The organism is uncultured Chitinophaga sp., from assembly GCF_902168175.1.
Lineage (GTDB): Bacteria > Bacteroidota > Bacteroidia > Chitinophagales > Chitinophagaceae > Chitinophaga.
Window position 1 is genome coordinate 92285 of sequence record NZ_CABHOU010000108.1, and the last position, 26685, is coordinate 118969.

A 26685-nucleotide genomic window follows, 5' to 3' on the forward strand; every position below is an offset into this window, starting at 1 on the left:
CGGTTAACATTTTTATTCCCATTGAAGCGCTGAAAAAGTGCGAAATTAAATTCGTAAAATAATACTGAAACACCTGTGATACCGGCTCTTCAGTAGAAGTGCTTGTTGAGTGTAGGATATTGTAATTGCAGTTATAATAATTAATTGTGGTATCAAAAATAATAATAATAGCAATTACCTGTTGCACCGCGCATTCATTTGTTGCTGTATATTTTTGCCATAATTTTAACAGCAATGGATATACTAAATAGTTAACCGAAATAATTTCACAGATACAGAAACAAGAGAGAATAACAATCTAAAAACTGAATGACCTTAATCCTCAAAGCATAACCTGGAGCATTCTACAACCGAAGCCCCCACTAAAAGCTTAGCTAATTGAACGGATAAGGGAAACCAAATAGTAAGACCGATTTATAACCATATTCCTGACGTAATGGCTCAATTTTACAAAGCATGTAAATTGGAGGGACTTTTATTGCCTCTACTTTTTTTATTCACGTTGGCTACTTTTCCATGCAGGCAATTGCGTGCAGAGGGTAGTAAAGAACTGAACGCCCACGGTGGCGGCCGGGCGTACATGCTTAGTACTACAACTGTTTCTACAACAAATCCTTTCCCGACATTAGGTACCGTAAATGTATTTGTAAAAGCAGGCGAAACCGTTTACCTGGGCTCCAGTGCCCAGGGTATCGGTAATGGTTATATGGTCATCAGGATGCCTAACGGTACCACCGTTAATACCGCTAACCGCGGTGCTACGGGGAGAATCGCCAATCGTACACAGGAAATTAATGGTCCGATCGGATTGCTGAACCTGTCGGGATACAATGCGATAACTTATACTGTTACTGCGGCACAGGCGGGTATATGGGAGATCGATTTCATTTCACCCAACCAAAGTAATGCCGCTAATCCGCCCCCTATTTCCGCCAGCGGCAGTTGGACGCAGCCTTCCTCTGCATATGTTGCTGCATGGGACGTAACAGTGCGCGGTACCGATGGTAATGTAGTGACGGGGCGTACTTATGCGGACGTGTTTACCGGTAACCTTGGCGCTGCTAATCAACCGTTCAATGCACTATTTTATATCCTTACCAAAGATGGATATCGTTATACTGTAAATAATAATGGTCAGGCCGGTTTCGGTTTTTCGTTCTTCGTGAATAATAAAGGTTCCAGAACTTCTACCGGTGCGCCTTCTTACAAAAGCATTGACGATCTTGCGCTTGTTAACTTAAAAGATCCCCGTAGCACAGATGATGCTACGAACATAACGCATAAGATATTCTATAACACACCTGCCGCGGATCTTCCAGCATCCGCGCCCACTCCTTCGGGTACTACCTGGCTTGTAACGACGCCTACCACGCCTGTTGCAAGCGCCTACACGTTTACAGGGGCGGAGGGTACTGCTAATACGGCCGGTACGAATCCGGCTGGCGGTTATTTCGGGTTTACGGCCAATGTAGGCTCCAATTATGCGTTGGATGTAGACGTGAACAGGAACGGTGTTTATTCCGACGCGGTAGACCGCAGGCTTACCGGTACAGCGTCTGCAGGTGTTAACAGTGTATTCTGGGACGGCCTGGACGGCACAGGGGCAAAAGTGACCACCACCTCGGGTACAGCCAGTGTAAACGTTCGCGTAATACTGTTCGGAGGCGAAGTACACTTTCCATTTATTGATGTGGAGAATAACGTGAACGGTATAATCATTACCCGAACGAATGGTGATAATGCCGGAAATATCGTGAACTGGGACGATAGCGGCATCAGCACGGCCGGTACCACGCCTTCGAACCCGATTAAAACAGGTATCGACGGCATTAGCAGCGCTGTTAATGGCCATAAATGGGGCTCCACTTCCTACAGCGGTACAGACTTCGGTAATGAAGTATTACTCGACACATGGGCGTACGTACAGAGTTCGGCGTTAACTAATACGGCTACTATCGTTATACAGGAATCGGACCTTGAAACGGTGAGTATTACGCCGAGCACAAGTGCATTATGCGTTGGGCAAACGGTAACCTACACCATACTGATGCGTAATAACGGTCCTGCCGCTATTACCGGTGCGCAGGGCAGGCTTACATTTCCTGCATCCCTTACCAATATTAGTTTTGGAACACCGTCAACCTCTGGTACCACTATCACCGCATCATCTACCACCGCTACCCAGCTCGACGCAACGATGACAATGAACAACGGTGGTACAGTTACGTTTACCGTAACAGGTACCGTATCGTCATTTCCTTCAGGGGGCACGTTGCCTGTAACAGCCAGCATTATGCGCGCAGCAGATTACACCGATCCGGATGCGACTAACCCTGATGCTGCGGCCCCTACTGATCCGCAGGGCGAGTGCGATAGCGCGCCTTCGGGTGTAGGTTGTAACAATATAAAAATATCTTCCCTGGTGGTGAGTCCTGTACCCAGTACCTCCAACGCCGGGCCCGACCAGTCGTTGTGTGCCCTGACAAGTACCACGCTGGCAGGTAATAATCCAACAACGGGCACAGGGGTATGGACGCAGGTTAGCGGCCCTACAACCGCTACATTCGCCAGTGCCGGCACGTTTAATACAACTGTTAGTAACCTCGCTACCGGTACCTACAATTTCCGGTGGACTATCAGTAGTGGCATTTGTGCCGTTAGTACAGATGAAATACTGGTGACGGTGTTACCGGCGCTTGCGGGCAACTCCATCACCGCGCCTGCCACCATTACCTTTTGCGGGTCCGGCGATGCGGCTGTTATTACCGGCAGTACACCTACCGGAGGCACGGGAACATATACCTATCAATGGCAAAGCTCCACCGATAACATTACCTACACGAATATCTCCGGCGCTACCGGTGCCACTTACGATCCACCGGGTGCTACAGTTACAACGTTTTATCGCAGGCAGGTAACTTCTGGCGGCTGCAGTACGCCATTGAACAGTAATGCCGTAACGATCACCATACAGCCAGCACTGGCCAATAATACAGTTACAGCGCCTGCCACTACGGTATTTTGTGGTAGCGGTAATGCAGATATTATTACGGGTACCGTACCAACAGGAGGTAACGGTGCTTACTCTTACCAATGGCAAAGCAGTCTTGATAACAGCAACTGGAGCAACCTGAGTGGAGCTACTGCACAAGCATATGACCCGGTATCGGTTGGTGTAACTGTGTACTACCGGCGTTTGGTTACTTCCGGCACCTGTACATCGGCCAGCATCAGCAATACCATTACCATTACCGTTAACCCCGCGCTCACAGCAGGTTCGGTGGGCAGCAATCAAACGTTCTGTATAAGCGGCGACCCTGCTGCATTTACGCAAACATCCGCACCAACAGGAGGGAATGGCACCTATACTTACCAGTGGCAGGTTTCCACCACCAGCAGTTCCGCTGGTTTTGCCGATATCAGTGGCGCTACGGCGGCTACTTATGATGCCCCGGTTATTTCTGTAACGAGTTATTATCGCCGGGTGGTGAGTTCCGTTGGTTGTAGTGATGCTACCAGTGCGGTTATTACCGTAGTAGTAACGCCAGGGCTTACCCCGGGAGCAGTAGCGGCTTCACAGTCGTTCTGTGCCAGCGGTGATCCTGCCGTTTTTACCCAAACTACGGCCCCCACTGGCGGTAACGGCGTTTACAGTTATCAGTGGCAGAGTTCTGTTACAAGTGCCAGTAGCGGATTTGCCGACATAAGCGGGGCAACTGCCGCCACCTACGACGCGCCTTCCTTATCGGTGACTACTTACTTCCGGCGGATCGTTCGTTCAGACGCCTGTGCAGAAGGGATTAGTAATGTACTTACAGTGACCATCAATCCAGCTATCAGCAATAATAGCGTCGCAGTTAACCAGACCATCTGTTCGGGCAGTACGCCTGCCGCGCTTAGCGGCACGTTGCCAACAGGTGGCAGCGGAACTTACACGTACCGTTGGGAAAGCAGCACCACCGGCGCTGCTGGTTTTGTTACTGCCAGCGGTACTGCTACAACACAGAATTATACGCCCGGCGCCCTTACACAGGCCACTATTTACAGGAGGATCGTTAGTTCAGCTGCCTGTGGCGAAGTAGCCAGTAATATTATACAAATATCTGTTACCGCGGCGCCTACTACAGCTAATGCGGGTCCGGACCAGGGGCCGCTGAACGCAACTTCCGTTACACTTGCCGGTAACACGCCAACAGTCGGAACCGGTTCCTGGACGCAAGTATCAGGCCCTAATACCGCTAATATTCAAAACCCTTCATTACCAGGTACCAGCGTTAGCGGTTTGGCTGCAGGTACGTATGTATTCCGTTGGACTATCAGTAATTCACCCTGTGCGGCTTCGGCCGACGATGTGACGATTATCCGTAACGCCGCGCCTGTGGCCCAGAATGATGTAGCTACCACCAATGAAGATACACAGGTGGCGATTAACGTAGCCGCGAACGACAATGATGCAGATGGTACGCTGCTGGCAGGTAGTGTAGTTATCGTTACCCAGCCAACATATGGTACACTTACGGTGAACAGCAATAACACCGTTACATATGTGCCCGCACCAAATTATAATGGCAGCGATAATTTCAGTTACACCATAAAAGATAATCTCAATACCGTTTCCAACACCGCGACCGTAACCATCACAGTAACACCTGTAAATGATGTACCGGTAGCAGGAGATGATAAAATTAACGACCTGCAGGACCAGGTACTGAATCTTCCTCCTCCCGGCCTGCTCGCCAATGATGTAGATCCCGATGGAGAGCAGTTGTCGGCCAGCGTAGTGACTTTCCCTGCAAACGGTACGCTTGTTATCAACTCAGACGGTTCACTTACCTATACACCAAGGGCCGGTTATGTTGGCCAGGACGTATTTAGCTACAAAGTGTGTGATGCCTCCAACACCTGCGATACGGGTACGGTAACGATAGATATTGGTAATGTGAACGATGTGCCCGTTGCCAATGCAGATACTTACACCGTATTGGAAGATAACGTGCTGACCGTAGCAGCGGCTGGCGTGTTAGGCAACGATACAGATGCCGATGGAGATCAGTTATCGGCAACAGTAATTACGGCCCCCGCAAAAGGAACACTTACACTTAACAGCAATGGCTCGTTCGTATATACACCCAATGCCAATGCGAATGGTCCCGACAGCTTTACCTACAACGCCTGCGATGCGAGTGGTGCCTGCTCATCCGCGACCGTTACCATCAATATTACCGCGGTAAACGATAAACCGCTCGCAGTAGACGATGCGTACAATACCAATGAAGACGTGGCGCTCACGGTAGGCGGCGCAGGTGTGATCACCAACGATTCCGATCCGGATAATGATGTACTGACAGCCACAATAATTACCGCGCCGGCTCATGGTACTGTTACCCTTAACGCTGCAGGTAATTTTGTGTATACTCCGGCTGCCAACTACAATGGCATCGATAACTTTACTTACCGCCTGTGCGACAATGGAACGCCGCAATTGTGCGATACGGGCCTGGTAACTATTACAGTTAGCCCGGTAAACGATACGGTAATTATTACGAACGATACTTATACCACCGCTGAAGACGTGGCACTTAGTGTGGGAGCGCCCGGTGTACTGGGCAACGATGTTGATCCGGATGGCGATGCGTTAACCGCTACCGTGGTAACGCAGCCAGCTCGTGGTACGCTTACCTTTAATGCGAACGGCAGTTTTGTATACACGCCCGCCGCTAACTATAATGGGGCCGACAGCTACACCTACCGCGCCTGCGATGGGGCTGGTGCATGCAGGGTTGGTACGGTCAACATTACCGTTACAGCCGTAAACGACGCGCCGGTAGGCATAGACGACAGTTACACCTTAAATGAGGACGTTACCTTAACGATTGCAGCACCCGGTGTGTTGAGTAATGATACAGATATCGACGGTAATGCCCTTACTGTAACCGTTGCGGTAGCGCCGCTGCATGGTACACTTACATTAAATGCCAATGGTAGCTTCACCTACGTGCCTAATTCCAACTATAACGGTACCGACCAGTTCAGCTACCGTGTTTGTGATAATGGTACACCGCAGTTATGCGATACAGGTCTGGTTACCCTCACGGTAAATCCGGTGAACGATGTACCTGTCGCCACTGACGATACTTATACCATGGCTGAAGACGGCACGCTGAACGTGACTGCAGCCGGAGTATTGGTCAACGATACCGATCCCGATGGCAATGTTCTGACGGCCTCCGTAATTACCGGTCCGCTGAATGGTACGCTTACCCTGAATGCCGACGGTAGTTTCAGGTATGTTCCTGCGGCTAACTATAACGGTACCGATCTGTTTATCTACCGTGTATGCGATAACGGCGGAGCCTGCGATACAGCCACCGCGAATATTACAGTGACCGCCGTAAACGATCGGCCGCTTTCGGCACCGGACAGCTATACGACCAGTGAGGATAATACCCTGACGGTAGCCGCGCCGGGTGTGATGTTTAACGACAGGGACGTAGACGGTGATGCGCTGACGGTGAGCCTGGTTAGCACGGCGGCCAATGGAACACTTACCTTAAATGCGAACGGCAGTCTCAGCTTTGTACCGAATGCCAACTACAACGGTGTTACCAGTTTTGTTTACCGCGTGTGCGACGGTGGAGCGCTTTGCGATACCAATACCGCTACCATCACCGTAACAGCAGTGAACGACGTGCCAGTGGCCGCTAACGACACCTACACCGTAACAGAGGATATACCACTTACCATAGCGGCTCCTGGTTTGCTGGCAAACGATACAGATGCCGATGGTGATGTACTGAATGCCAGTCTGCTCACCGCACCACAGCAGGGTACGATCGTGATTAACGGCAATGGCAGCTTCGTATATACACCGGCTTCGAACTATAATGGTCCTGACGTATTTACTTACCAGGTCTGCGATGCTTCAGGCGCCTGCGTAACCGGTACGGTGAACCTTACCGTAACGGCCGCCAATGATGCTCCATTATCGGGCGACGATGCCTATACCGTAGGAGAGGATAGGGTGCTGACTATCGCCACGCCCGGTGTACTGTTCAATGATGTGGATATCGATAATGACCCTATGACAGCCAGCGTAGTGCGTTTGCCGCTGTATGGCACGCTAGCGTTGAATACAAACGGCAGCTTTACTTATACCCCTAATGCCAACTACAACGGCCTCGATACCTTTATTTACCGTGCCTGCGACAACGGAACACCTTCGCTTTGCGATACCGCCATTGTTGTACTTACCGTAACACCAGAGGCAGATGCACCGATAGCAGGCGACGACAATCTGGCCACCAATGAGGATGTGCCACTGACCATCACACCACAAAGCCTGCTGGCCAACGATACAGATGCGGATGTGGGTCAAACGCTCACTGTTAGTATTTACGCCCAGCCGGCCAATGGTACGCTCAGCGTAAATGGCGCTGGGAACTTTGTATACACGCCCAATGCGAACTTCAATGGTACCGATCGTTTCGTGTACCGGGTTTGCGATAACGGTGCTCCTTCACTTTGCGATACCGCTACCGTAACGATTACGGTAACCGCCGTAAACGATGCGCCGGTAATACGTGATGATAACTATACTGCAGAAGAAGATGCAGTATTAACCGTTCCGGCCAGTGGTGTGTTATTAAATGATTTTGAGGCAGATGGAGAAACAATGACGGCCTTGCTGCTTACACAGGCAACACACGGTACAGTAGTAGTGGCAGCCGATGGTGGATTTACTTATACGCCTGATCCTAACTTCAATGGTCTTGATAGTTTCAGCTACCGCGCCTGCGATGCCTCTGGTAACTGTACGCCGGGCAAGGTGAGGATAGTCGTTAGTCCGGGGAACGATGTGCCTGTGGCAGTGAACGACAGTTACACCCTATTGGAAGATACGCCGCTTAACATAGCTGCTCCCGGTGTAATAGCAAACGATACCGATGTGGATGCAGACTCACTGACCGTGTCTGTGAATACGCAGCCGACTAAAGGAGAACTTACACTCAATGCCAACGGCAGTTTCATTTACATCCCTAATGCTGATGTAAACGGGGTTGATAGCTTTAAATACAACATATGCGACCCAGGCGGTGCCTGCGCCATCGGAACAGTGGTACTCAATATTACACCGGTGAACGATACGGTACAGGCGCGTGATGACGAATACAATACAGACGAAGATGTGGTGCTGGTGATAGCGGCTCCCGGCGTTTTACAAAACGATATTGACAAAGAGGGGGATGCCCTCACCGCCACCCTGATAGGCGCTGTATCGCCTGCCCAGGGAACATTTACGGCATTCGGCACCAACGGAGGCTTTACGTTCACGCCAGCGCTGGATTATAATGGTACGGTTACGGTGGAATACCGTGTATGCGAATCTAATGGTGCCTGTGATACGGCCAACATCATTATCAATGTGGGTGAGGAGAACGATCCGCCGGTGGCAGTAGACGATAGTCGTCCGGAATACGCAGTAGGAGAAGATAGTATCCTGAACATTCCAGCTTCTATAGGGGTGCTTGCCAACGATACCGATCCTGATAACGTGACGGTTTCAGCATCGCTCGCAACACCGCCTGCTAATGGTACGGTTACACTCAATGCCGATGGCTCATTTACCTATATTCCCAATGCTGACTTTAATGGCACCGACCAGTTTACCTATAATGTGTGCGATGCAGGTAATCTTTGCGATGTCGGTTTGGTAACGATTACGGTGAGGTCTGTGAACGATGTGCCTGTAGCTGGTGTTAGCAGCGCTACGACTGCCGAGGATACACCACTTAGTGCCACCATTACCGGCGATACAGATATTGAAGGTAATACGCTTGCTTACGCTGTGGTAACACCACCTACGTTCGGCACCATCACCCTAAATCCCAATGGCACTTATACTTACACCCCTAATGCGGACTTCAATGGTACAGATCAGCTGGTGTATAGTGTCTGCGATAACGGAACACCATCACTTTGTGATACCGGGAGGTTAAACATCACTGTAACGCCGGTGAACGACGTGCCGGTAGTAGAGAATGAAAACTATACTGTAAATGAAGACAATACGCTGGTAGTACAAAATACCGGTGTGCTTAGCAATGACGCTGATAAAGATGGCGAGCCGACAGTGGCAGTCGTAACAGTTCCACCATTGGGTCAGCTGAGCCTGAACCTGGATGGCACCTTTACCTACACGCCAAGGCTTAATTTTAACGGCATCGACAGTTTTACTTACAGGGTTTGCGATGTTAGTAATGCCTGTGCGCCGGGCCGGGCCTATATTACCGTATTGCCAGTGAACGATGCGCCTGTAGCAGTAACAGATACCTTCTATCGTGCGGAAGATACCGTAGTCACCTTTCCGCCCGCTGTGGTGTTGATCAATGATGTAGATGTGGATGGAGATCTACTTTCCGGTTACCCGATAGGTTCGCTCAGTAATGGCTCCTTCGTGGCCAACCCGGATGGAACATATACCTATACACCTGCGCCGAACTTTAATGGTACCGACTATATCGATTACGTTGTATGCGATAATGGCAATCCTTCGCTTTGTGATACAGGCCATATCGTACTGATCATACAATCGAGGAACGACGCACCTGTAGCGCTTGGCGACGTTTATTCGATGGACGAGGACGGTTTGCTGAATATGGATGCAGCCAATGGTGTACTCAAAAATGATACTGACCCTGATGGAGAAGCGCTGACGTCAGTTATTGTGAATACCAGCAATGGTGCGCTTACCTTAAATACCAATGGCTCGTTTGCGTTTCGACCGAATTTAAACTTCAACGGGGTAGATTCCTTCACCTACCGTGCCTGCGACGTAGCCGGCGTATGCGATACGGCCATAGTGAAAATCAATGTAGCGCCGGTGAACGATGCCCCGATAGCAGTAGACGATGCATTTACCCGCTCCGAGGATACCGTGATTACCTTCCCGGCATCTGTGATACTGGTGAATGATATTGATGTGGATGGGGACGTGCTGACAGGTTATCCGCTGGGAAATCTGACTAAAGGTACCTTTACCACCAATCCGGATGGTACTTATACGTACGCACCGCTGAAAGATTTTAACGGGATAGATAGTATTTATTATGTAGTCTGCGATCCGGGCGGATTGTGTGATACAGGTCTGATCAAACTGACCATTACCCCGGTTAATGATGCGCCGGTAGCTAACCCGGTTACCTATACGGTAACCGAAGATACACCGTTAAGTGAAAGTGCTCCTGGTATAATAGGGGATGATAAAGACCCGGATGGGGAGGATATCGTAGCCACTATCGTAACTGCTCCGCTGCATGGCACAATTTCTCTTAATGCCGACGGTGGTTTCACCTATGTGCCTGATCGAAACTATAATGGGCGGGATAGCCTTGTCTATTCACTCTGCGATATACAGGGTGCCTGCGATACGGCATATATATACTTTGTTGTCACGCCTGTGAACGATCTTCCGGTAGTGTCGGGCGTTACTTACACTGCTGCGGAAGATACGCCGCTCACGATTGCAGCTCCCGGTGTAATGGTGAACAGCAGCGATCCGGACGGCGATGCGCTCACTGCCACGCTTATAGATGCACCTTTACATGGTACCCTTACCTTGAATGCAGATGGCAGTTTCACATATACACCGGATGACAACTATAATGGTCAGGATGCCTTTACGGTGAACGTATGCGACAACGGCACTCCGCAATCCTGTGTGCCTATCACTGTTACACTGAATATTACTGCTGTAGACGATACGCCTGTTGCCAACAGCGACTCCCTTGCCACAGCTGAGGACATCGTACTGAATGTACCAGCTCCCGGTATCCTGGCTAACGATGTCAATATGGATGGCGACGTACTTACTGCCAGTATCGTAACGGACCCGCTTCATGGTCAGCTGACGCTTGATGGTGGTGGTAATCTCGTTTATCGTCCGGCCCTCAACTACAATGGCGCCGATAGTGCCGTGTACCGCCTCTGTAAAGCAAACGGTCTTTGCGACACCGCGAAAATCTATATTACCATAACCCCTGTTAACGACAGGCCTGTTGCGGTAGACGATCTGTTTACCCGTGCAGAAGATACCGTAATCACCTTCCCGCCGAGCGTGGTGCTGATCAATGATATTGATGTGGATGGGGATGTATTGACAGGGCATCCGTTCGGTTCCCTCACCAAAGGTACCTTTACTGCCAATCCTGATGGTACCTATACTTACAGTCCGCTCCCGAACTTCAATGGCGTAGATAGTATTCAGTACGAAGTATGCGATCCGGGAGGACTTTGTGACACCGGTCTTATCCGTTTGATCATAGTGCCACGCAACGACACGCCGGTAGCCGTGGATGATGCCTACGCAACAGATGAGGATATTGCACTCAGTGTGCCGGGTCCCGGTGTGCTGGCCAATGATACCGATGTGGACGACAATGACCTGTTGAATGTGACCATTTTGCGTAATCCTTCGCACGGTATATTGCAGGTGAACAGTAATAATTCATTCCTTTATACGCCCGATCGTAACTATAATGGAGTAGATACCTTCCTGTACGTGGTATACGATGCCGCAGGCCTGCGCGATACCGGTACAGTACTTATAACCGTCAATTCCGTGAATGATGCACCAATTGCCGCAGATAACGTTTATACGCTGGATGAGCGTACAACAGTCAGCGATAACATGTTAACCAACGACAGCGACCCTGATAACGATCCGCTGACCGCCACTATGATCACTCCTCCGGCCAATGGCAACATCAATTTCAATGCAAACGGCACCTTCACCTATTCTCCCAATTCCACTTTTATAGGGATAGATGCCATCACGTATATGGTTTGCGATCCGGGCGGACTTTGTGATACCGCTGTTGTCACCTTCAACGTGCAAAACGTGAACGACCAGCCGATAGCCGCAAACGACAATGTGAGTGTAACAGAAGATACACCTGCTACCGGCAATGCACTAACTAACGACAGTGATCCCGATGGCGATGCCTTCACAGCAACCCTGCTGACCGGAACTATCAACGGTACACTGGTATTCAACGCCGACGGCAGCTTTACCTATACGCCAAACGCCAATTACAACGGTTTGGACAGCCTTGTATACGGGATTTGCGACAACGGAGTCCCTGTGCTTTGCGACACCGCCGTAGTAATATTTACAGTAGCACCGGTTAATGACCAGCCAGTAGCCGTGGACGATACGCTGAACCTGGTAGAAGACACCCCGGCCACCGGTAACGTATTGACCAATGACAGCGATCCCGATGGCGATGCGTTGACTGCATCTTTGGTAACCGCACCTGTAAATGGTACAGTGGTACTCAATGCCGACGGCAGCTTTACTTATACGCCTAATGCTAACTACAATGGGGCAGATAGTCTTGTTTACCAGGTTTGTGATAATGGAACGCCCTCGCTCTGCGATACGGCGGTAGTAAGGTTTACTGTGTCTGCCGTGAATGACAGGCCAGTGGCCGTTGACGATGCTGTTGCTGTGACGGAGGATACTCCTGCTACAGGTAACGTATTGACTAATGATACGGATGTGGAAGGGGATGCGTTGACCGCATCTTTGGTGACCGCACCTGTAAATGGTACGGTGGTGCTGAATGCCGACGGCAGCTTTACTTACACGCCTAATGCTAACTATAATGGGGCAGATAGTCTTGTTTACCAGGTTTGTGATAATGGAACGCCTTCGCTCTGTGATACGGCGGTAGTAAGGTTTACTGTGTCTGCCGTGAATGACAGGCCAGTGGCCGTTGACGATGCCGTTGCTGTGACGGAGGATACTCCTGCTACAGGTAACGTGTTGACTAATGATACGGATGTGGAAGGCGATGCGTTAACTGCATCTTTGGTGACAGCGCCTGTAAATGGTACGGTTGTGCTCAATTCCGACGGCAGCTTTACTTATACGCCTAATGCTAACTACAATGGGGCGGATAGTCTTGTTTACCAGGTTTGTGATGCAGGCCTTTGTGATACAGGTGTTGTGAGATTTACGGTATCTGCCGTGAATGACAGGCCAGTAGCCGTTGACGATGTTGTTGCTGTGACAGAAGATACTCCTGCTACAGGCAATGTATTGACTAATGATACAGATGTGGAAGGGGATGCGTTAACTGCATCTTTGGTAACCGCACCTGTAAATGGTACGGTGGTACTCAATGCCGACGGCAGCTTTACTTACACGCCTAATGCTAACTATAATGGGGCAGATAGTCTTGTTTACCAGGTTTGTGATGCAGGTCTTTGTGATACAGGTGTTGTAAGATTTACGGTATCTGCCGTGAATGATAGGCCAGTGGCTGTTGATGATGCTTTTGCTGTAACGGAAGATACTCCTGCTACAGGCAATGTATTGACTAATGATACGGATGTGGAAGGCGATGCGTTGACCGCATCTTTGGTGACTGCACCTGTAAATGGTACGGTTGTGTTGAATGCTGACGGCAGCTTTACTTATACGCCTAATGCTAACTACAATGGGGCAGATAGTCTTGTTTACCAGGTTTGTGATGCAGGCCTTTGTGATACAGGTGTTGTAAGATTTACGGTATCTGCCGTGAATGACAGACCGGTGGCTGTTGACGATGTTGTTGCTGCGACGGAAGATACTCCTGCTACGGGCAATGTATTGACTAATGATACGGATGTGGAAGGGGATGCGTTGACTGCATCTTTGGTAACCGCGCCTGTAAATGGTACGGTAGTGCTGAACGCCGACGGCAGCTTTACTTATACGCCTAATGCTAACTATAATGGGGCAGATAGTCTTGTTTACCAGGTTTGTGATGCAGGTCTTTGTGATACAGGTGTTGTAAGATTTACGGTATCTGCCATAAATGACAGCCCGGTGGCTGTTGATGATGCTGTTGCTGTGACGGAAGATACTCCTGCTACAGGCAATGTATTGACTAATGATACGGATGTGGAAGGCGATGCGTTGACCGCATCTTTGGTAACTACACCTGTAAATGGTACGGTTGTGCTGAATGCTGACGGCAGCTTTACTTATACGCCTAACGCTAACTATAATGCGGCAGATAGTCTTGTGTACCAGGTTTGTGATGCAGGCCTTTGTGATACAGGTGTTGTAAGATTTACGGTATCTGCTGTAAATGACAAGCCAGTAGCTGTTGACGATGTTGTTGCTGTGACGGAAGATACTCCTGCTACAGGTAACGTGTTGACCAATGACAGCGATCCCGATGGCGATGCGCTGACGGCATCTTTGGTAACAGCGCCTGTAAATGGTACGGTTGTGCTGAATGCCGACGGCAGCTTTACCTATACCCCTGATGCGAATTACAATGGACTCGACAGTATCAGCTACCAGGCTTGTAATACGGACGGGCTTTGCGATACTGCTGTATTGAGGTTTACTATTGCCGGTGTTAATGATGGGCCGGTAGCGGTGAACGATTCGCTCACTATTGCTGGAGGAACTGTAACTAATGGTAATGTAACAGATAATGATACAGACCCTGACGGGGATAACCTTTCAGCGTCGTTAGTAACGGCACCGTTACATGGCACAGTTGTACTGAACGCTGATGGCAGCTTTACCTATACACCTGATGTGGCCTACAAAGGAGCGGATAGCATTGTGTACAAAGTGTGCGATACCGGTAATCTTTGTGATACAGCAAGAGTACTGTTGACGATCCGGAATCAGGCACCGCTTGCTGTAAACGATACGGTAAACGTGATCGTACCTCAACCTGTCATGTTTAGTATTCTGACGAACGACAATGATCCGAATGGTGATCCGCTTACGGTGACGATCCTGGGCACTCTGGCAAATGGCTCGCTGCAGGCAAATGGCAACGGCAGCTATACATATACGCCGGATGCGACGTTCACAGGTGTGCATGTGCTGCGCTACCAGGTTTGCGATAATGCTACGCCAGCTCTTTGTGATACGGCCAGTATTGTATTCGTTGTGCCTAATCAGCCCCCAGTTGCAAATAACGATACGCTGCGGACGCTCGAACAGCAGATGGTAACAGGCGATCTTTTCGCTAATGACAGTGATCCTAATGGAAATACAGTTTTGAATGCAACTGTTCTCCAGGCTCCGAAACACGGACAGATAGTGATCAATGGCTTCGGCAGTGCCACCTATATGCCGGATGCAGGCTTCACCGGTCTGGATAGCGCACAGTACAAGGTATGTGATAATGGTACGCCATCGCGCTGTGATACGGCCTGGGTATTTATTACTGTAGGCCCGGGTAACCTGGCGCCTGTGGCTGTGGATGACACGCTTAATACAATAGCGTCTGCTCCGGTAAACGCAAACTTAATGGCCAATGATCGTGATCCTGATAACAACACATTATCTGTATTGATAATTGTACAACCAGCGAATGGCACAGTGTCAGCATTGCCGGATGGCAGCTTTACCTATACGCCTGCAACTGGATTTACGGGCCGCGATAGCCTTTACTACCAGCTTTGTGACAATGGTTTACCATCCCGCTGCGACACAGCGAAGGTGTTGATTAATGTCGGGCAGGTTAGCCGGGCACCAATAGCGGTGGATGACACGGTGAGGGTGAATAATCTGCAACCTGCGACTATCAATGTGCTGGGTAATGACAATGATCCTGATGGTAATACGCTGACTGCTTCACTGGTAACTGCACCGGCCAATGGTACAGTGGTGTTAAATGCCGATGGAGGTCTCACTTACACGGCTAACGGCAGCTTCACCGGAACAGATATACTGGTTTACCAGGTTTGTGATAACGGTACGCCATCGCTTTGTGATACCGCCCGCGTGGTATTTGTGGTGACACAGGGTAACCTTCCGCCAATAGCGATAAACGATACCGTGATCATCAATAATACGCAGCCTGCCAGTGGTAATGTGTTAACGAACGACCGCGATCCGGAAAACGGCGTACTTACGCCAGCCATATTGACGGCTCCGGCTAACGGTACGATGGAACTGAATGCCGATGGCAGCTTCACGTACATTGCAGATCCCGGCTTCACAGGAACCGACTTTGCCGACTACAGGCTGTGCGACAATGGTACACCGTCACTTTGTGATACGGCCAGGATATTCTTCGCCGTAAACCAGGGCAACCGCGCTCCAGTGGCTAATAACGATACGGTGCTTACGAATACGCTCACTCCTGTAACTGGTAATGTACTGACGAACGATATAGATCCTGATGGAGGGACGCTGACGGCGACTATGATCACTGCACCTGCGAATGGTACTATAACACTTAATGGCAACGGCAGCTTCACTTACACGCCGGCAGCCGGATTTGTGGGTACTGAATTCATCGAGTACAGTGTGTGTGATAACGGTACGCCTCCGCTTTGCGACACGGCAAGGGTAGTATTTATCGTTGGGCAGGGTAACCGGGCACCACTCGCAACGGACGATACGGTGCGCACTAACAGTCCGCAGCCGGTGACAGTTAACGCCTTAGCCAATGACAGCGACCCAGATGGTAATACACTGACGGCTACCCTGATTGGCCAGCCTGCGAATGGTACGATTACCTTAGGTGCCAACGGGGTGTTTACTTATACACCAAACGCAGGTTTTGCAGGTACAGACGGAGCCGACTACAAAGTATGTGACAACGGTACGCCATCGCTTTGCGATACGGGCCGCATTACTTTCGTGGTAACGCCTAACCTGCCGCCTGTGTCAAACGATGATACGCTCCGCGTTACCGGCTCATCGCCTGTATCGGGTAATGTGCTTACCAACGACCGTGATCCAAACAGTAATACTGGTCTTACCACAAGTCTGGTACAAGGTCCGCGTAACGGTACGCTGGTGATCAACGCCAACGGCTCGGTTACCTATACCGCGAATACCGGTTATTATGGAATGGATACCGCTTATTACAAAGTATGTGATAACGGAACACCGGCGCTTTGCGACACGGCGGCAATTTTCGTAGTGATCGCGGATGTCCCAAGATCATCGATTGGTGTAGCCAAAGCGGCGTCTGAACCAATATTGCTGCAAGACGGTTCTTACCAGTTCACCTACACCTTTGTGCTGCGTAATATGGGTAACAACGCACTTACCAACATCTCGCTTACCGACGATCTTACAACCACCTTCCCATCACCAATGGAAGCCAGGGTGGTGTCAGTTACGGGAATGGGCACGTTGGTGGCTAACCAGCAGTTCAATGGCCGCGGTAATATCGAATTGCTGAATACTACAAGTACGCTGGCCGCAGGCGTAACTGATACCCTACGCCTTACCCTGCAGGTGTTCCCGAACAAAACATTCGGCACCTTCAATAACAAGGCTACGGTTACAGGTGCAACACCGGTGGGCGGCACGGTAAGCGATTTGTCTACAGTTGGCCTGAACCCGGATACGAACAATGATGGTCTGCCTTCAGAAAACGACGTGACGCCGATTGGACTGATAGAAATCAAACTACGCATACCGGAAGGCTTCTCGCCGAACGGGGACGGAAAGAATGATTTCTTCGTGATCGGTAATGCGGGTACAGACAGGATTGCGCTGGAGGTTTACAACCGTTGGGGTAACGTGGTGTACCGCAGTGACGCTTACCAGAACAACTGGAATGGCAAGTGTAATACAGGCATTCGTTACGGCGAAGATGTGCCGGATGGTACTTACTACTACATCCTGCGCAATCTTACTACAGGAGAAAAATTTGTTAGTTACATCACTATAATGCGCTAATCCGATGAAAAAACTGCTATTGTTACAAGGATTGCTGCTATTGGTTATGACCGTAAACGGGCAGCAGGATGCGATGTACACGCAATACATGTTCAATACCCTGGCCATTAACCCCGGGTATGCGGGCAGCCGGGGCACGCTGAATGCCACGGCTATGTACAGACGGCAGTGGATAGGAGTGGAAGGCGCGCCGGAAACACAAACGGTATCGCTGGATATGGGCACGCGTGATAAGAAAATCGGGCTGGGGCTGCAGGCGTTTAATGATAAGATTGGGATTACTAAGTCCACCGGGTTTTATCTTACTTACGCCTACCGCATCAACTTCGGCGACGACGAGAGTTCGCTGGCTGTTGGTTTGCAGGGCGGCTTCACCAACTACAGGGCTAATCTTACAAAAGTTAGCCTGATAGACCAGGCGGGAGACCCCGCGTTTATGCAGAACGTAAATGTACTGATGCCCAGCTTCGGATCGGGCATCTATTATCATAATAGCCGCTTTTATGCAGGATTTTCAATCCCGAATATTGTGCGCACGTATTTGCGTAAGGACCAATACCTGTACACGACCGATGTGGTGGCCCACCGTTACATGCACTTGTTTTTCATGACAGGGTATGTATTCGACCTGAATGAAGATTACAAGCTGAAACCATCCCTGCTGATGAAGGCAGTTAAAGGTGCCCCCATAGAGGCGGATATTAATGCGAACCTGTGGATTAAGGATGTGGTGGCGATAGGCGCTTCTTACCGTACCGGTGATGCGATATCGGGACTGCTGGAATTGCAGCTGGGACCGCAGTTCAGGTTGGGGTATGCCTACGATCATAGTGTATCAAAACTGGTTAAATACAACCAGGGTACGCATGAAATTATGCTGCGCTTCGAGTTTGGATGGGAGAGGGGAGACATTCTTTCACCAAGGTATTTTTAAAAGACCGGTTATGAGATTTTTTTCAGGAATATTAGGACTGATGCTGGTGCTCGTCAGCTACAGCACAAAGGCACAACGGGAGGTAAAGAACGCCGACAGAGAATACGCAGCCCTTCGTTATAGAAATGCTATCCCTGTTTACCTGCGGGCCCTTAAAAAGGATACGGCCAATGTGGAGATTACTGAAAAACTGGCCGACTGCCTGTATAAAATAAAGGATTATCAAAATGCGATGACCTGGTATGATAAGTCCATTGCCATGGACCCGGACAACCCTCGCCTGGTACTGCCTTACGCACAGCTACTGGCAGCCAATGGTCAATACGCCAAAGCTGCCATATGGTACGAGAAATACCTCGATAAACATGGAGACGATGAAACAGCCAAAGCCTTCCTGGATACTTACATGCACCTCGATCGCTTCCTCGACTCTTCACGCTGGACTATCACTTACCTGAATATCAATACAGGTTACGATGAATTCAGCCCTTCCTGGTTCGACGGCGGACTGCTGTTTGTAAGTAACCGCCCGCGTACGCGCATAGTACAGCATACCTTCGAGTGGGACCGCTCGCCGTTTCTGAACCTTTACCATGTAGATGATACCAGTATCATCAAAACGGTGCCTCCGCCAGCGGAAGTGCCGGTGGATATTTCCAGTTACCGTGGCGTGTACCGCCCAACGGCGAATGATAACCGTAAGGTTTCTGCCCCGGCTGTTGAATCAAAATTGCCGCTGGACTTACCCCCCGTACCGAAGGAGTCTGTGCTGCCTTTTAATAAACAGCTGGAAACCAAATACCATGAAGGCCCCGTTACTTTTAACGCCGTTGGTGACAGCATTTATCTAAGCAGGAACAATATTTTTAAAGGAAAGGTGGGGAAAGATAAAAAAGGCGTGAATAAACTGAAGATCTATGCTGCCATCTACCGTTATGGCGATTGGAAAGATTTTAGGGAATTTCCCTATAACAGCCATGATTATTCGGTAGGGCATCCGGCTTTAAATCCGGGAGGCGATATACTGTATTTCGTATCGGACATGCCGGGCGGCAGAGGCGGCAGCGATATCTGGTTTTGCCACAAAACCCCCGAAGGCTGGAGCAAACCCGAAAATGCGGGGCCATCCATCAATACAAAGGGAAATGAGATGTTCCCTTACATCAGCAGAGAAGGCACGTTATACTTTTCCAGTGATGGACGGGGAGGATTGGGCGGAATGGACATCTTTTGTATGAAACTGCAAAACAGTATGCCTTCAGGCAAATCTGAAAATATGGGTTATCCGCTTAATTCTTCAAAGGATGACTTTGGGGTGTTGGTTAATAAAGATGGGTACACCGGGTATTTTAGTTCAAACAGATGCGGAACGGACGATTTGTTTCACTTCCGTTTCACAGGACCGGGGTACCCGACCGGCATTAGTATTAGTGCCCGTTAGCCCAGTGCGGGGCCGTCTGGCTGAACATTCGACTGACGGCCAGTTTGCTGGCCCTTAATAGCGATGTAGATCTCCTGCGCAATGTACCTGCCCTCTTCCGTAGCCACGGCAGGCACAAATTCGATTCCCGTATCTTTTTCTACAAGCGTAAGGTCATTAGGGATAAAGTCTCCGAACAACTTAGCAGCATCATTGTGTAAGATATGATACGCTTTCCAACCCTCAATACTCGTTTCTTCAACCGTAAGCTGGTATAACTTATCGTTAATACGCGCAGGGAACTGGTGAATTACTGACATACCGTTCCTTTTTGTTACCATAAACACAACTTTGGGGCCAAATAGTAGCAGGGTTATACGTATTTATGTCTAAATATATTTATTTTTAATGTTTTAAAAAGATTGGATTTTTGTCTATCTTAATTAAAATTGGAGTTTATTTATTTGATTTAACTAGTAGTAGATTTGTTTCTGTTGGTTTTTCGACTTCTTTTTTAGTGTATATCTCATTAACAGAATATTATCGGTCCACTTACCGCCGGGATATTTAATCATTAAACCAACGACAATGAGCCTGGAAAATTTATTACATGAGTACAGCAGTACCAACGGAATCTGGGACGAGATGTTGGATGTAAGACAGATCCGCGACCATTACAGCAAGGTTTTTACCTCCCTGAAAGAACTGGATGTTACTGCGCTCCAGCAAAAAGACCGCCTGGCCGGAGAACTTTTTATGAACCAGGGTATTACCTTTACAGTGTACGCCGACGATGCCGGTATCGAACGCATTTTCCCTTTCGATATTATCCCCCGTATTATTACCGGTTTGGAGTGGGAGCATGTGGAAAAAGGCATTACCCAGCGCCTGAAGGCCCTGAACCTCTTCCTGAAAGACGTTTACAACGATCAGCAGATATTAAAAGACAGGGTGGTGCCGGCATCGCTGATAGCTTCCTGTCCGCACTACACCCGCGAAGTATTTGGCATTAAAGTGCCGCACGATATTTATGTACACATCTCCGGTATCGACCTTATCAGAGGGGAAGACGGCAAGTTTTATATATTGGAAGATAACCTGCGCACCCCGTCGGGCGTGAGTTATATGCTGGAAAACAGGGAAGTGACCAAACGTATTTTCCCCGACCTGCTGGCATCCAACAAAGTGCGTCGTGTGAGCAACTACCCTTTACTGCTGCACGACATCCTTAAGCAGATGGCCCCGGCCCAGATATCTAATCCAAACGTGGTGTTGCTTACGCCCGGTATTTACAACGCAGCTTACTACGAACACACCTTCCTGGCACGCCAGATGGGTATTTCGCTGGTTGAAGGCCGTGATTTGGTGGTGGATAATCATAAAGTATATATGAAAACCACCAATGGTCTTGAGCAGGTGCATGTTATCTACCGCCGTATCGATGACGAGTTCCTGGACCCGTTGCTATTTCGCTCGGACAGTGCGCTGGGCGTACCGGGCCTGATGAGCGCTTACCGCAAAGGCAACGTGGCTATTGTAAATGCAGTAGGTAATGGCGTGGCAGATGATAAGGCGGTGTACGCCTATGTGCCGGCCATGATCAAATATTACCTGAACGAAGAGCCCATTCTCAATAACGTGCCTACTTATCAGCTAAGTGATGCTGAGGCGAGGGAGCATGTATTTGGTAACATCGGAAATATGGTGGTAAAGCGTACCAACCAGAGCGGTGGTTATGGTATGGTGATGGGAAATACAGTAACAGAGGAAGATTGGGCAAAAGCGAAAGTGGAAATCGAGAGAGATTCCCGCAGCTTCATCGCCCAGCCGATCATCAAACTATCTACCGTGCCTTGTTTTATCGATGGTATATTCCAGCCAAGGCACGTGGACTTACGCCCATACGCGCTTTGCGGCCCACAGGGCGTGCAGATTGTGCCGGGTGGCCTTACTAGGGTAGCTTTAAGAGCCGGATCGCTGGTGGTGAATTCATCGCAGGGTGGTGGCAGTAAAGATACCTGGGTAGTAGATTGAGGATGATCATTTATTAAATTAAGAAAAGTATTGCATGCTTAGTAGAATTGCCGACTCGTTATTCTGGCTCAATCGTTATATGGAAAGGGCGGATTCCCTGCTCCGCGTTGCTTCCACACATTACATCCTTTCGCTCGACAAAGACGTGAACGGGAGCTTAACCTGGAAGCCTGTACTCGAAATGTACACGGCACTGCCACCCGAACTGATCGCTAATATCGAACACGATACCATCGCATCGCTGAAGAAACTACTCACCGATCCCGATAATTCCAACTCGCTCCGTAACCTGGTAGGCCGTGCCCGCGAAAATGCCCGCGGCGTGCAGGACCATATTACCAAAGAAGTGTGGGAAGAAGTAAATGCCATGTACCACCTCATGAACCAGCAAACACTGAACAAAATGCTGCAAAGCTACGAGGTGGTAGAAGTGCTGGAACTGTTTATCAAACACTGCGTACAATATACCGGCGTAACAGATATTACCATGTCGCGCGGCAGCGGCTGGATATTCATGAACCTGGGTAAATACATTGAACGGTCGCTGAGTACAATTACCCTCACCCGTAAACAATACGAGCAAATCGGTTACTGCATCGACGATCCGCAGGATATTATGCACTGGCGTTATTTGCTACAGCCGCTATCGGGTTATGAAACACATCTGAAACAATACCGGACGGCCAATTACAACTATAATGTGCTGCACCAGGTACTGTTTAATGAGGAGTTCCCGCATTCGATGGTTTATTCGCTGGGGCGTGTAGACAGGCACCTGGAAGAAACGTTTAAACGTAATCCCCGCTCTGAGGAAAATGCAGCCCTGATGCGCTGCTTCGGCCGCCTGGACAGCAAAGTGCGTTACACCGACCTGGAAACGCTGAACAACGACAATCTTCAGCCTTACCTGAACGGGCTACGCTCCGACCTGCTTTCGTTCATCGGTCAGTTTAGCCAGCACTTTTTCTCTTACTCTTAAAATTCAGCACATGCCGATATTCAGGATACATCACGTTACAAAATACAGCTACGACAAACCGGTAAAAGAAAGCATGAACGAAGTGCGCATATTCCCGTTCCAGTGTGCGGAACAGGAAGTGCTGCAGCACGACCTGGTAATTACCGACCAGCCCGATGTGCTGAAGTTCACCGATTACTGGGGTAACAAAACAGGCATTTTTAACCTGCTGCTGCCGCATAAAGTGCTTACCATCGAAAGTCGCCTGCTGGTGCGCACCACCGCATCTTCCCAACTAAAAATCAACTTCCACAGCGGGCTGGACGAGCTGGCTTCGGAAATGGACCATAACCTGCAGCTGCTGGAACTGGCCAGTCCCGACAGGATCGCCTCGCAATCAGAGATCAACGACATTGCCAGGGTCATCAAATCGACCGGTAACGAAGTGGCCACTTTAGTGGAGAAATGTTGTGAATACATCTTCAAAAACTTCAAATACATTAAAGGCATTACCAATATCGAAACCACGGTAGATGAGATATTGGTGCATCGTGCCGGTGTTTGCCAGGACTTTGCACACCTGATGCTGCATATACTGCGGACGATCGGGGTGCCATGCCGTTATGTGAGCGGGTATATTTGTCCAAACAAGAGCGGAATGAGGGGCGAAGGGGCCACGCATGCCTGGGTGGAAGCCTATATTCCCGGTTTTGGCTGGGCAGGTATAGACCCCACCAATAATGTGTGGGTAACTAATAAACACGTAAAACTCTCCGTAGGCCGCTATTTCCAGGATTGCAGCCCGATTAAAGGCACCTTTAAAGGCGCTGGCAGGCAGCTGCTTTCCGTTTTTGTGTCTGTTGGTTACGAGGATGGGCAGTTCTTTGAGGAATTGAACAATGTACACCTCGCCGGGGAGCGCGAAAAGGTGGAGGATCCACTTGAAGGAGCTTTTGCCGGTCAATAGCTAGTTTTTGTTATCTTTACCGTATAACGAGAATGTTATTAATTAATACGGACTATTTTGAAGTTTACAGAATTTGGTTTCGACGACAGGTTGCTTGATGGCATTGACGCGATGCGCTACGACAAGGCAACTCCCATACAGGAACAAGTAATACCCCCTATAGTAGATGGCCGGGACATCATGGCCTGCGCCCAAACAGGTACCGGTAAAACTGCAGCTTTCCTGCTTCCAGTTATGCACAAACTGCTCAGCGAGGACCATCATCCCCATAAGATCAACTCCATGGTGATAGTACCTACCCGCGAACTGGCCGTGCAAATTTCCCAGACGCTGGAAGGTATCAGCTATTTTACCAATATTAGCTCCATTGCCGTTTACGGCGGCAGCGGCGGCGCTAACTTCGCTATTGAGAAGAAAGCACTGGCTTCGGGCGTAGATATGGTGATTTGTACGCCCGGCCGTATGATTGCCCACCTGAACATGGGATATGTGAAGGTAGACGAACTGCGTTACCTGGTGCTGGACGAGGCCGACCGTATGCTGGACATGGGTTTTCATGACGATATTGTAAAGATTATCTCTTACCTGCCCAAAGAGCGGCAGAACCTGCTGTTTTCGGCTACCATGCCCGACAAGATGCGTAAGCTGGCTATGTCGATCCTCCGCAACCCGGTTGAGATCAACATTGCCATTAGCAAACCGCCGGAAAAGATCAAACAGTTTGCGTTTGTGGTATATGAGGAACAAAAGATACCCCTGATAAAGGATGTATTACGCCAGCGCGATTTTAACAGTGTGGTGGTGTTTTGCTCCCGTAAGCAGAATGTAAAACAGTTAACCAACGAACTCAAACGCGCCCGCTTTTCGGTGGAAGAGATCCACTCCGACCTGGAGCAGGATACCCGCGAACAGGTATTGATGGACTTCCGCAGTAAAAAATTGAAGATACTGGTGGCTACAGACATCCTGAGCCGCGGTATTGATATCGAAGATATTGACCTGGTTATCAACTATGATGTACCGAACGACGGCGAGGATTACGTACACCGTATTGGTCGTACGGCCCGCGCTGCTGCTGAAGGTACTGCCTTCACTTTTATAAGTCCCAAAGAACAGGGCAAATTCCGCCGTATAGAGCAATTGCTTGGTCGTGAGGTGGAAAAAGCCCAGGTGCCAGAGCAATTTGGTCCTGTGCCAGCTTATCAGCCTGCATCCCGTGGTGGTGGCGGTGGTAATCGTGGTGGTGGCGGTAATGGCGGCGGCGGTGGTAACCGTGGCGGTGGTGGTGGCAACCGTGGAGGTAGCGGTGGAGGCGGTAACCGCAAGTTTTCCGGCAACCGCAACAATGGCAACAGCGGCCAGAAAAAAGCCCAATAATTCTTTAGCAGGACCTGTGGTGGCACCATGCCCGTAAGCAGCCTGAACTCCTTCTCCTGATATTACTGTTGATAAGGCCGTGCGAAAGTGCGGCTTTAAAGTTGTGCCGTTTTGGGGTAATAAGCCCCCGGATGGTGCATGTGGTTGACATGTCGAAGCGTTTGTAGAGTCCTGGCAGGAAACTCAACCGGTTTGACAGGCTTATTTAGTAAGGCAGCCCTAAGCGTTCAGCCATTTTGATGACGGTACTGGACCATCACTGAACCATCCGGGTAATAGTAAACCCTTAAGCTGAGTCGGGTTGACCGGCGCTTAAACAATGTTACTGAACCATCACTGAACCATCACCCAACCATCACTGAACCATCCGGGTAATAGTAAACCCTTAGGTAGAGTCGGGTTAAAGGCTGCTGACGGGTGTGGTTTCCAGGTTTATAGTGCGGTGTATACACCGCCGGGATGGAGGCGTTGAACATTTGCCCATATTGTTACGGTCGCTGAAGGGAGTGACCTCTAGGTTTGTACCTGGTACCACATGTTATTACAGCGAAAGCCCCCTAAGGATGCCTGATTATTCTATTGTGTGCCCGCGTTAGCGGGCATCACCCTGACCGTCATCGCGAGGAACGAAGCGATCCTCGTGTGCAGTCTTCGCATCAGTAAAACAGTGTGGGGCAGCGTATATTAGTACGGGCAAAGGAGTCGGGATTTCGCAAGGCACAGCCTATCATGCAGGTAAGCTGATAGTTTTAATGACTACACAAGAGGATCGCTTCGTTCCTCGCGATGACGGGGAGAGCGTTGCCGCTGAAGGGAGTGACACAACGGGGGCTGGGTGAGGATTAAATGCTGGTCCGGTTATAAACCGTACCCTGCTAAAAACTTAACATTGTATTAGCGGCAGGAGTGTTATTTTTATATTATCAAATTGTAAACAAAGGAAGATATGTCTGATAGAAAAGAAACCCGTAAAAAGGTTGCCCTGCTGCTCGAAAATGCATTAGCAGAACTGAAACCCGAATTAGGTGAAAAGAAGTTTGCCAAACGTATAGAGAAAGCCGCTAAACTGATAGCTGAAGGTTTGGAGGATGAGAAAGCTGCTGAGAAGCCAAAAAAAGAGAAAGCACCCAAACCGGAAGCTGACGTTACACCAAAGTCGGAAAAAGCAGTAAAAGCGCCCAAAGCAAAGGCAAAAGCGGCCAAAGCAAAAGTGGCTAAAGTAAAACAGGCTGTAGCTAAGAAGAAAGCCAAAGCAGCTGTTAAGAAATAATAAGTATTA

At 49.4% G+C, this 26685-nt stretch carries 9 protein-coding genes; 8 read left to right on the plus strand and 1 reads right to left on the minus strand.

The window, feature by feature from the left end:
- Positions 1 to 502: 502 nt before the first annotated feature.
- The 3 genes from QZT80_RS26210 to QZT80_RS26220 are packed head-to-tail and all read left to right on the plus strand — an operon-like array spanning position 503 to position 20091.
- The gene (locus QZT80_RS26210) at positions 503 to 17716 is read left to right on the plus strand and encodes an Ig-like domain-containing protein (protein WP_295129274.1); all 17214 of its coding nucleotides are present in this window, start codon (positions 503 to 505) and stop codon (positions 17714 to 17716) included.
- A gap of 4 nt (positions 17717 to 17720) precedes the next feature.
- A complete protein-coding gene (locus QZT80_RS26215; protein WP_295129276.1) occupies positions 17721 to 18650 on the plus strand; it encodes a type IX secretion system membrane protein PorP/SprF in 930 nt (309 codons plus the stop codon).
- Between the two features lie 10 nt (positions 18651 to 18660).
- A complete protein-coding gene (locus tag QZT80_RS26220; RefSeq protein ID WP_295129278.1) occupies positions 18661 to 20091 on the plus strand; it encodes a tetratricopeptide repeat protein in 1431 nt (476 codons plus the stop codon).
- On the opposite strand, the gene QZT80_RS26225 is transcribed toward QZT80_RS26220, so the two are convergent.
- Positions 20088 to 20390 (minus strand): hypothetical protein, encoded by a 303-nt coding sequence (locus QZT80_RS26225; RefSeq protein ID WP_295129280.1) that lies wholly within the window; start codon positions 20388 to 20390, stop codon positions 20088 to 20090. The two genes, QZT80_RS26220 and QZT80_RS26225, sit on opposite strands and share 4 nt — an antisense overlap.
- Before the next feature lie 268 nt (positions 20391 to 20658).
- Between QZT80_RS26225 and QZT80_RS26230 the strand changes: the two genes are divergently transcribed.
- From QZT80_RS26230 to QZT80_RS26250, 5 genes are all read left to right on the plus strand, one after another.
- The gene (locus tag QZT80_RS26230) at positions 20659 to 22104 is read left to right on the plus strand and encodes a circularly permuted type 2 ATP-grasp protein (protein WP_295129282.1); all 1446 of its coding nucleotides are present in this window, start codon (positions 20659 to 20661) and stop codon (positions 22102 to 22104) included.
- A 34-nt stretch (positions 22105 to 22138) separates the two neighbouring features.
- A complete protein-coding gene (locus tag QZT80_RS26235) occupies positions 22139 to 23083 on the plus strand; it encodes an alpha-E domain-containing protein (protein WP_295129284.1) in 945 nt (314 codons plus the stop codon).
- A 10-nt stretch (positions 23084 to 23093) separates the two neighbouring features.
- Positions 23094 to 24029 (plus strand): transglutaminase family protein, encoded by a 936-nt coding sequence (locus QZT80_RS26240; protein WP_295129286.1) that lies wholly within the window; start codon positions 23094 to 23096, stop codon positions 24027 to 24029.
- 57 nt (positions 24030 to 24086) lie between these two features.
- Positions 24087 to 25406 carry a DEAD/DEAH box helicase gene (locus tag QZT80_RS26245; RefSeq protein ID WP_295129288.1) on the plus strand — a complete coding sequence of 440 codons (1320 nt, stop codon included), beginning with the start codon at positions 24087 to 24089 and terminating at the stop codon, positions 25404 to 25406.
- A gap of 946 nt (positions 25407 to 26352) precedes the next feature.
- Positions 26353 to 26676, plus strand: a complete 324-nt coding sequence (locus QZT80_RS26250) for a hypothetical protein (protein WP_295129290.1) — start codon at positions 26353 to 26355, stop codon at positions 26674 to 26676.
- Positions 26677 to 26685 lie beyond the last annotated feature (9 nt).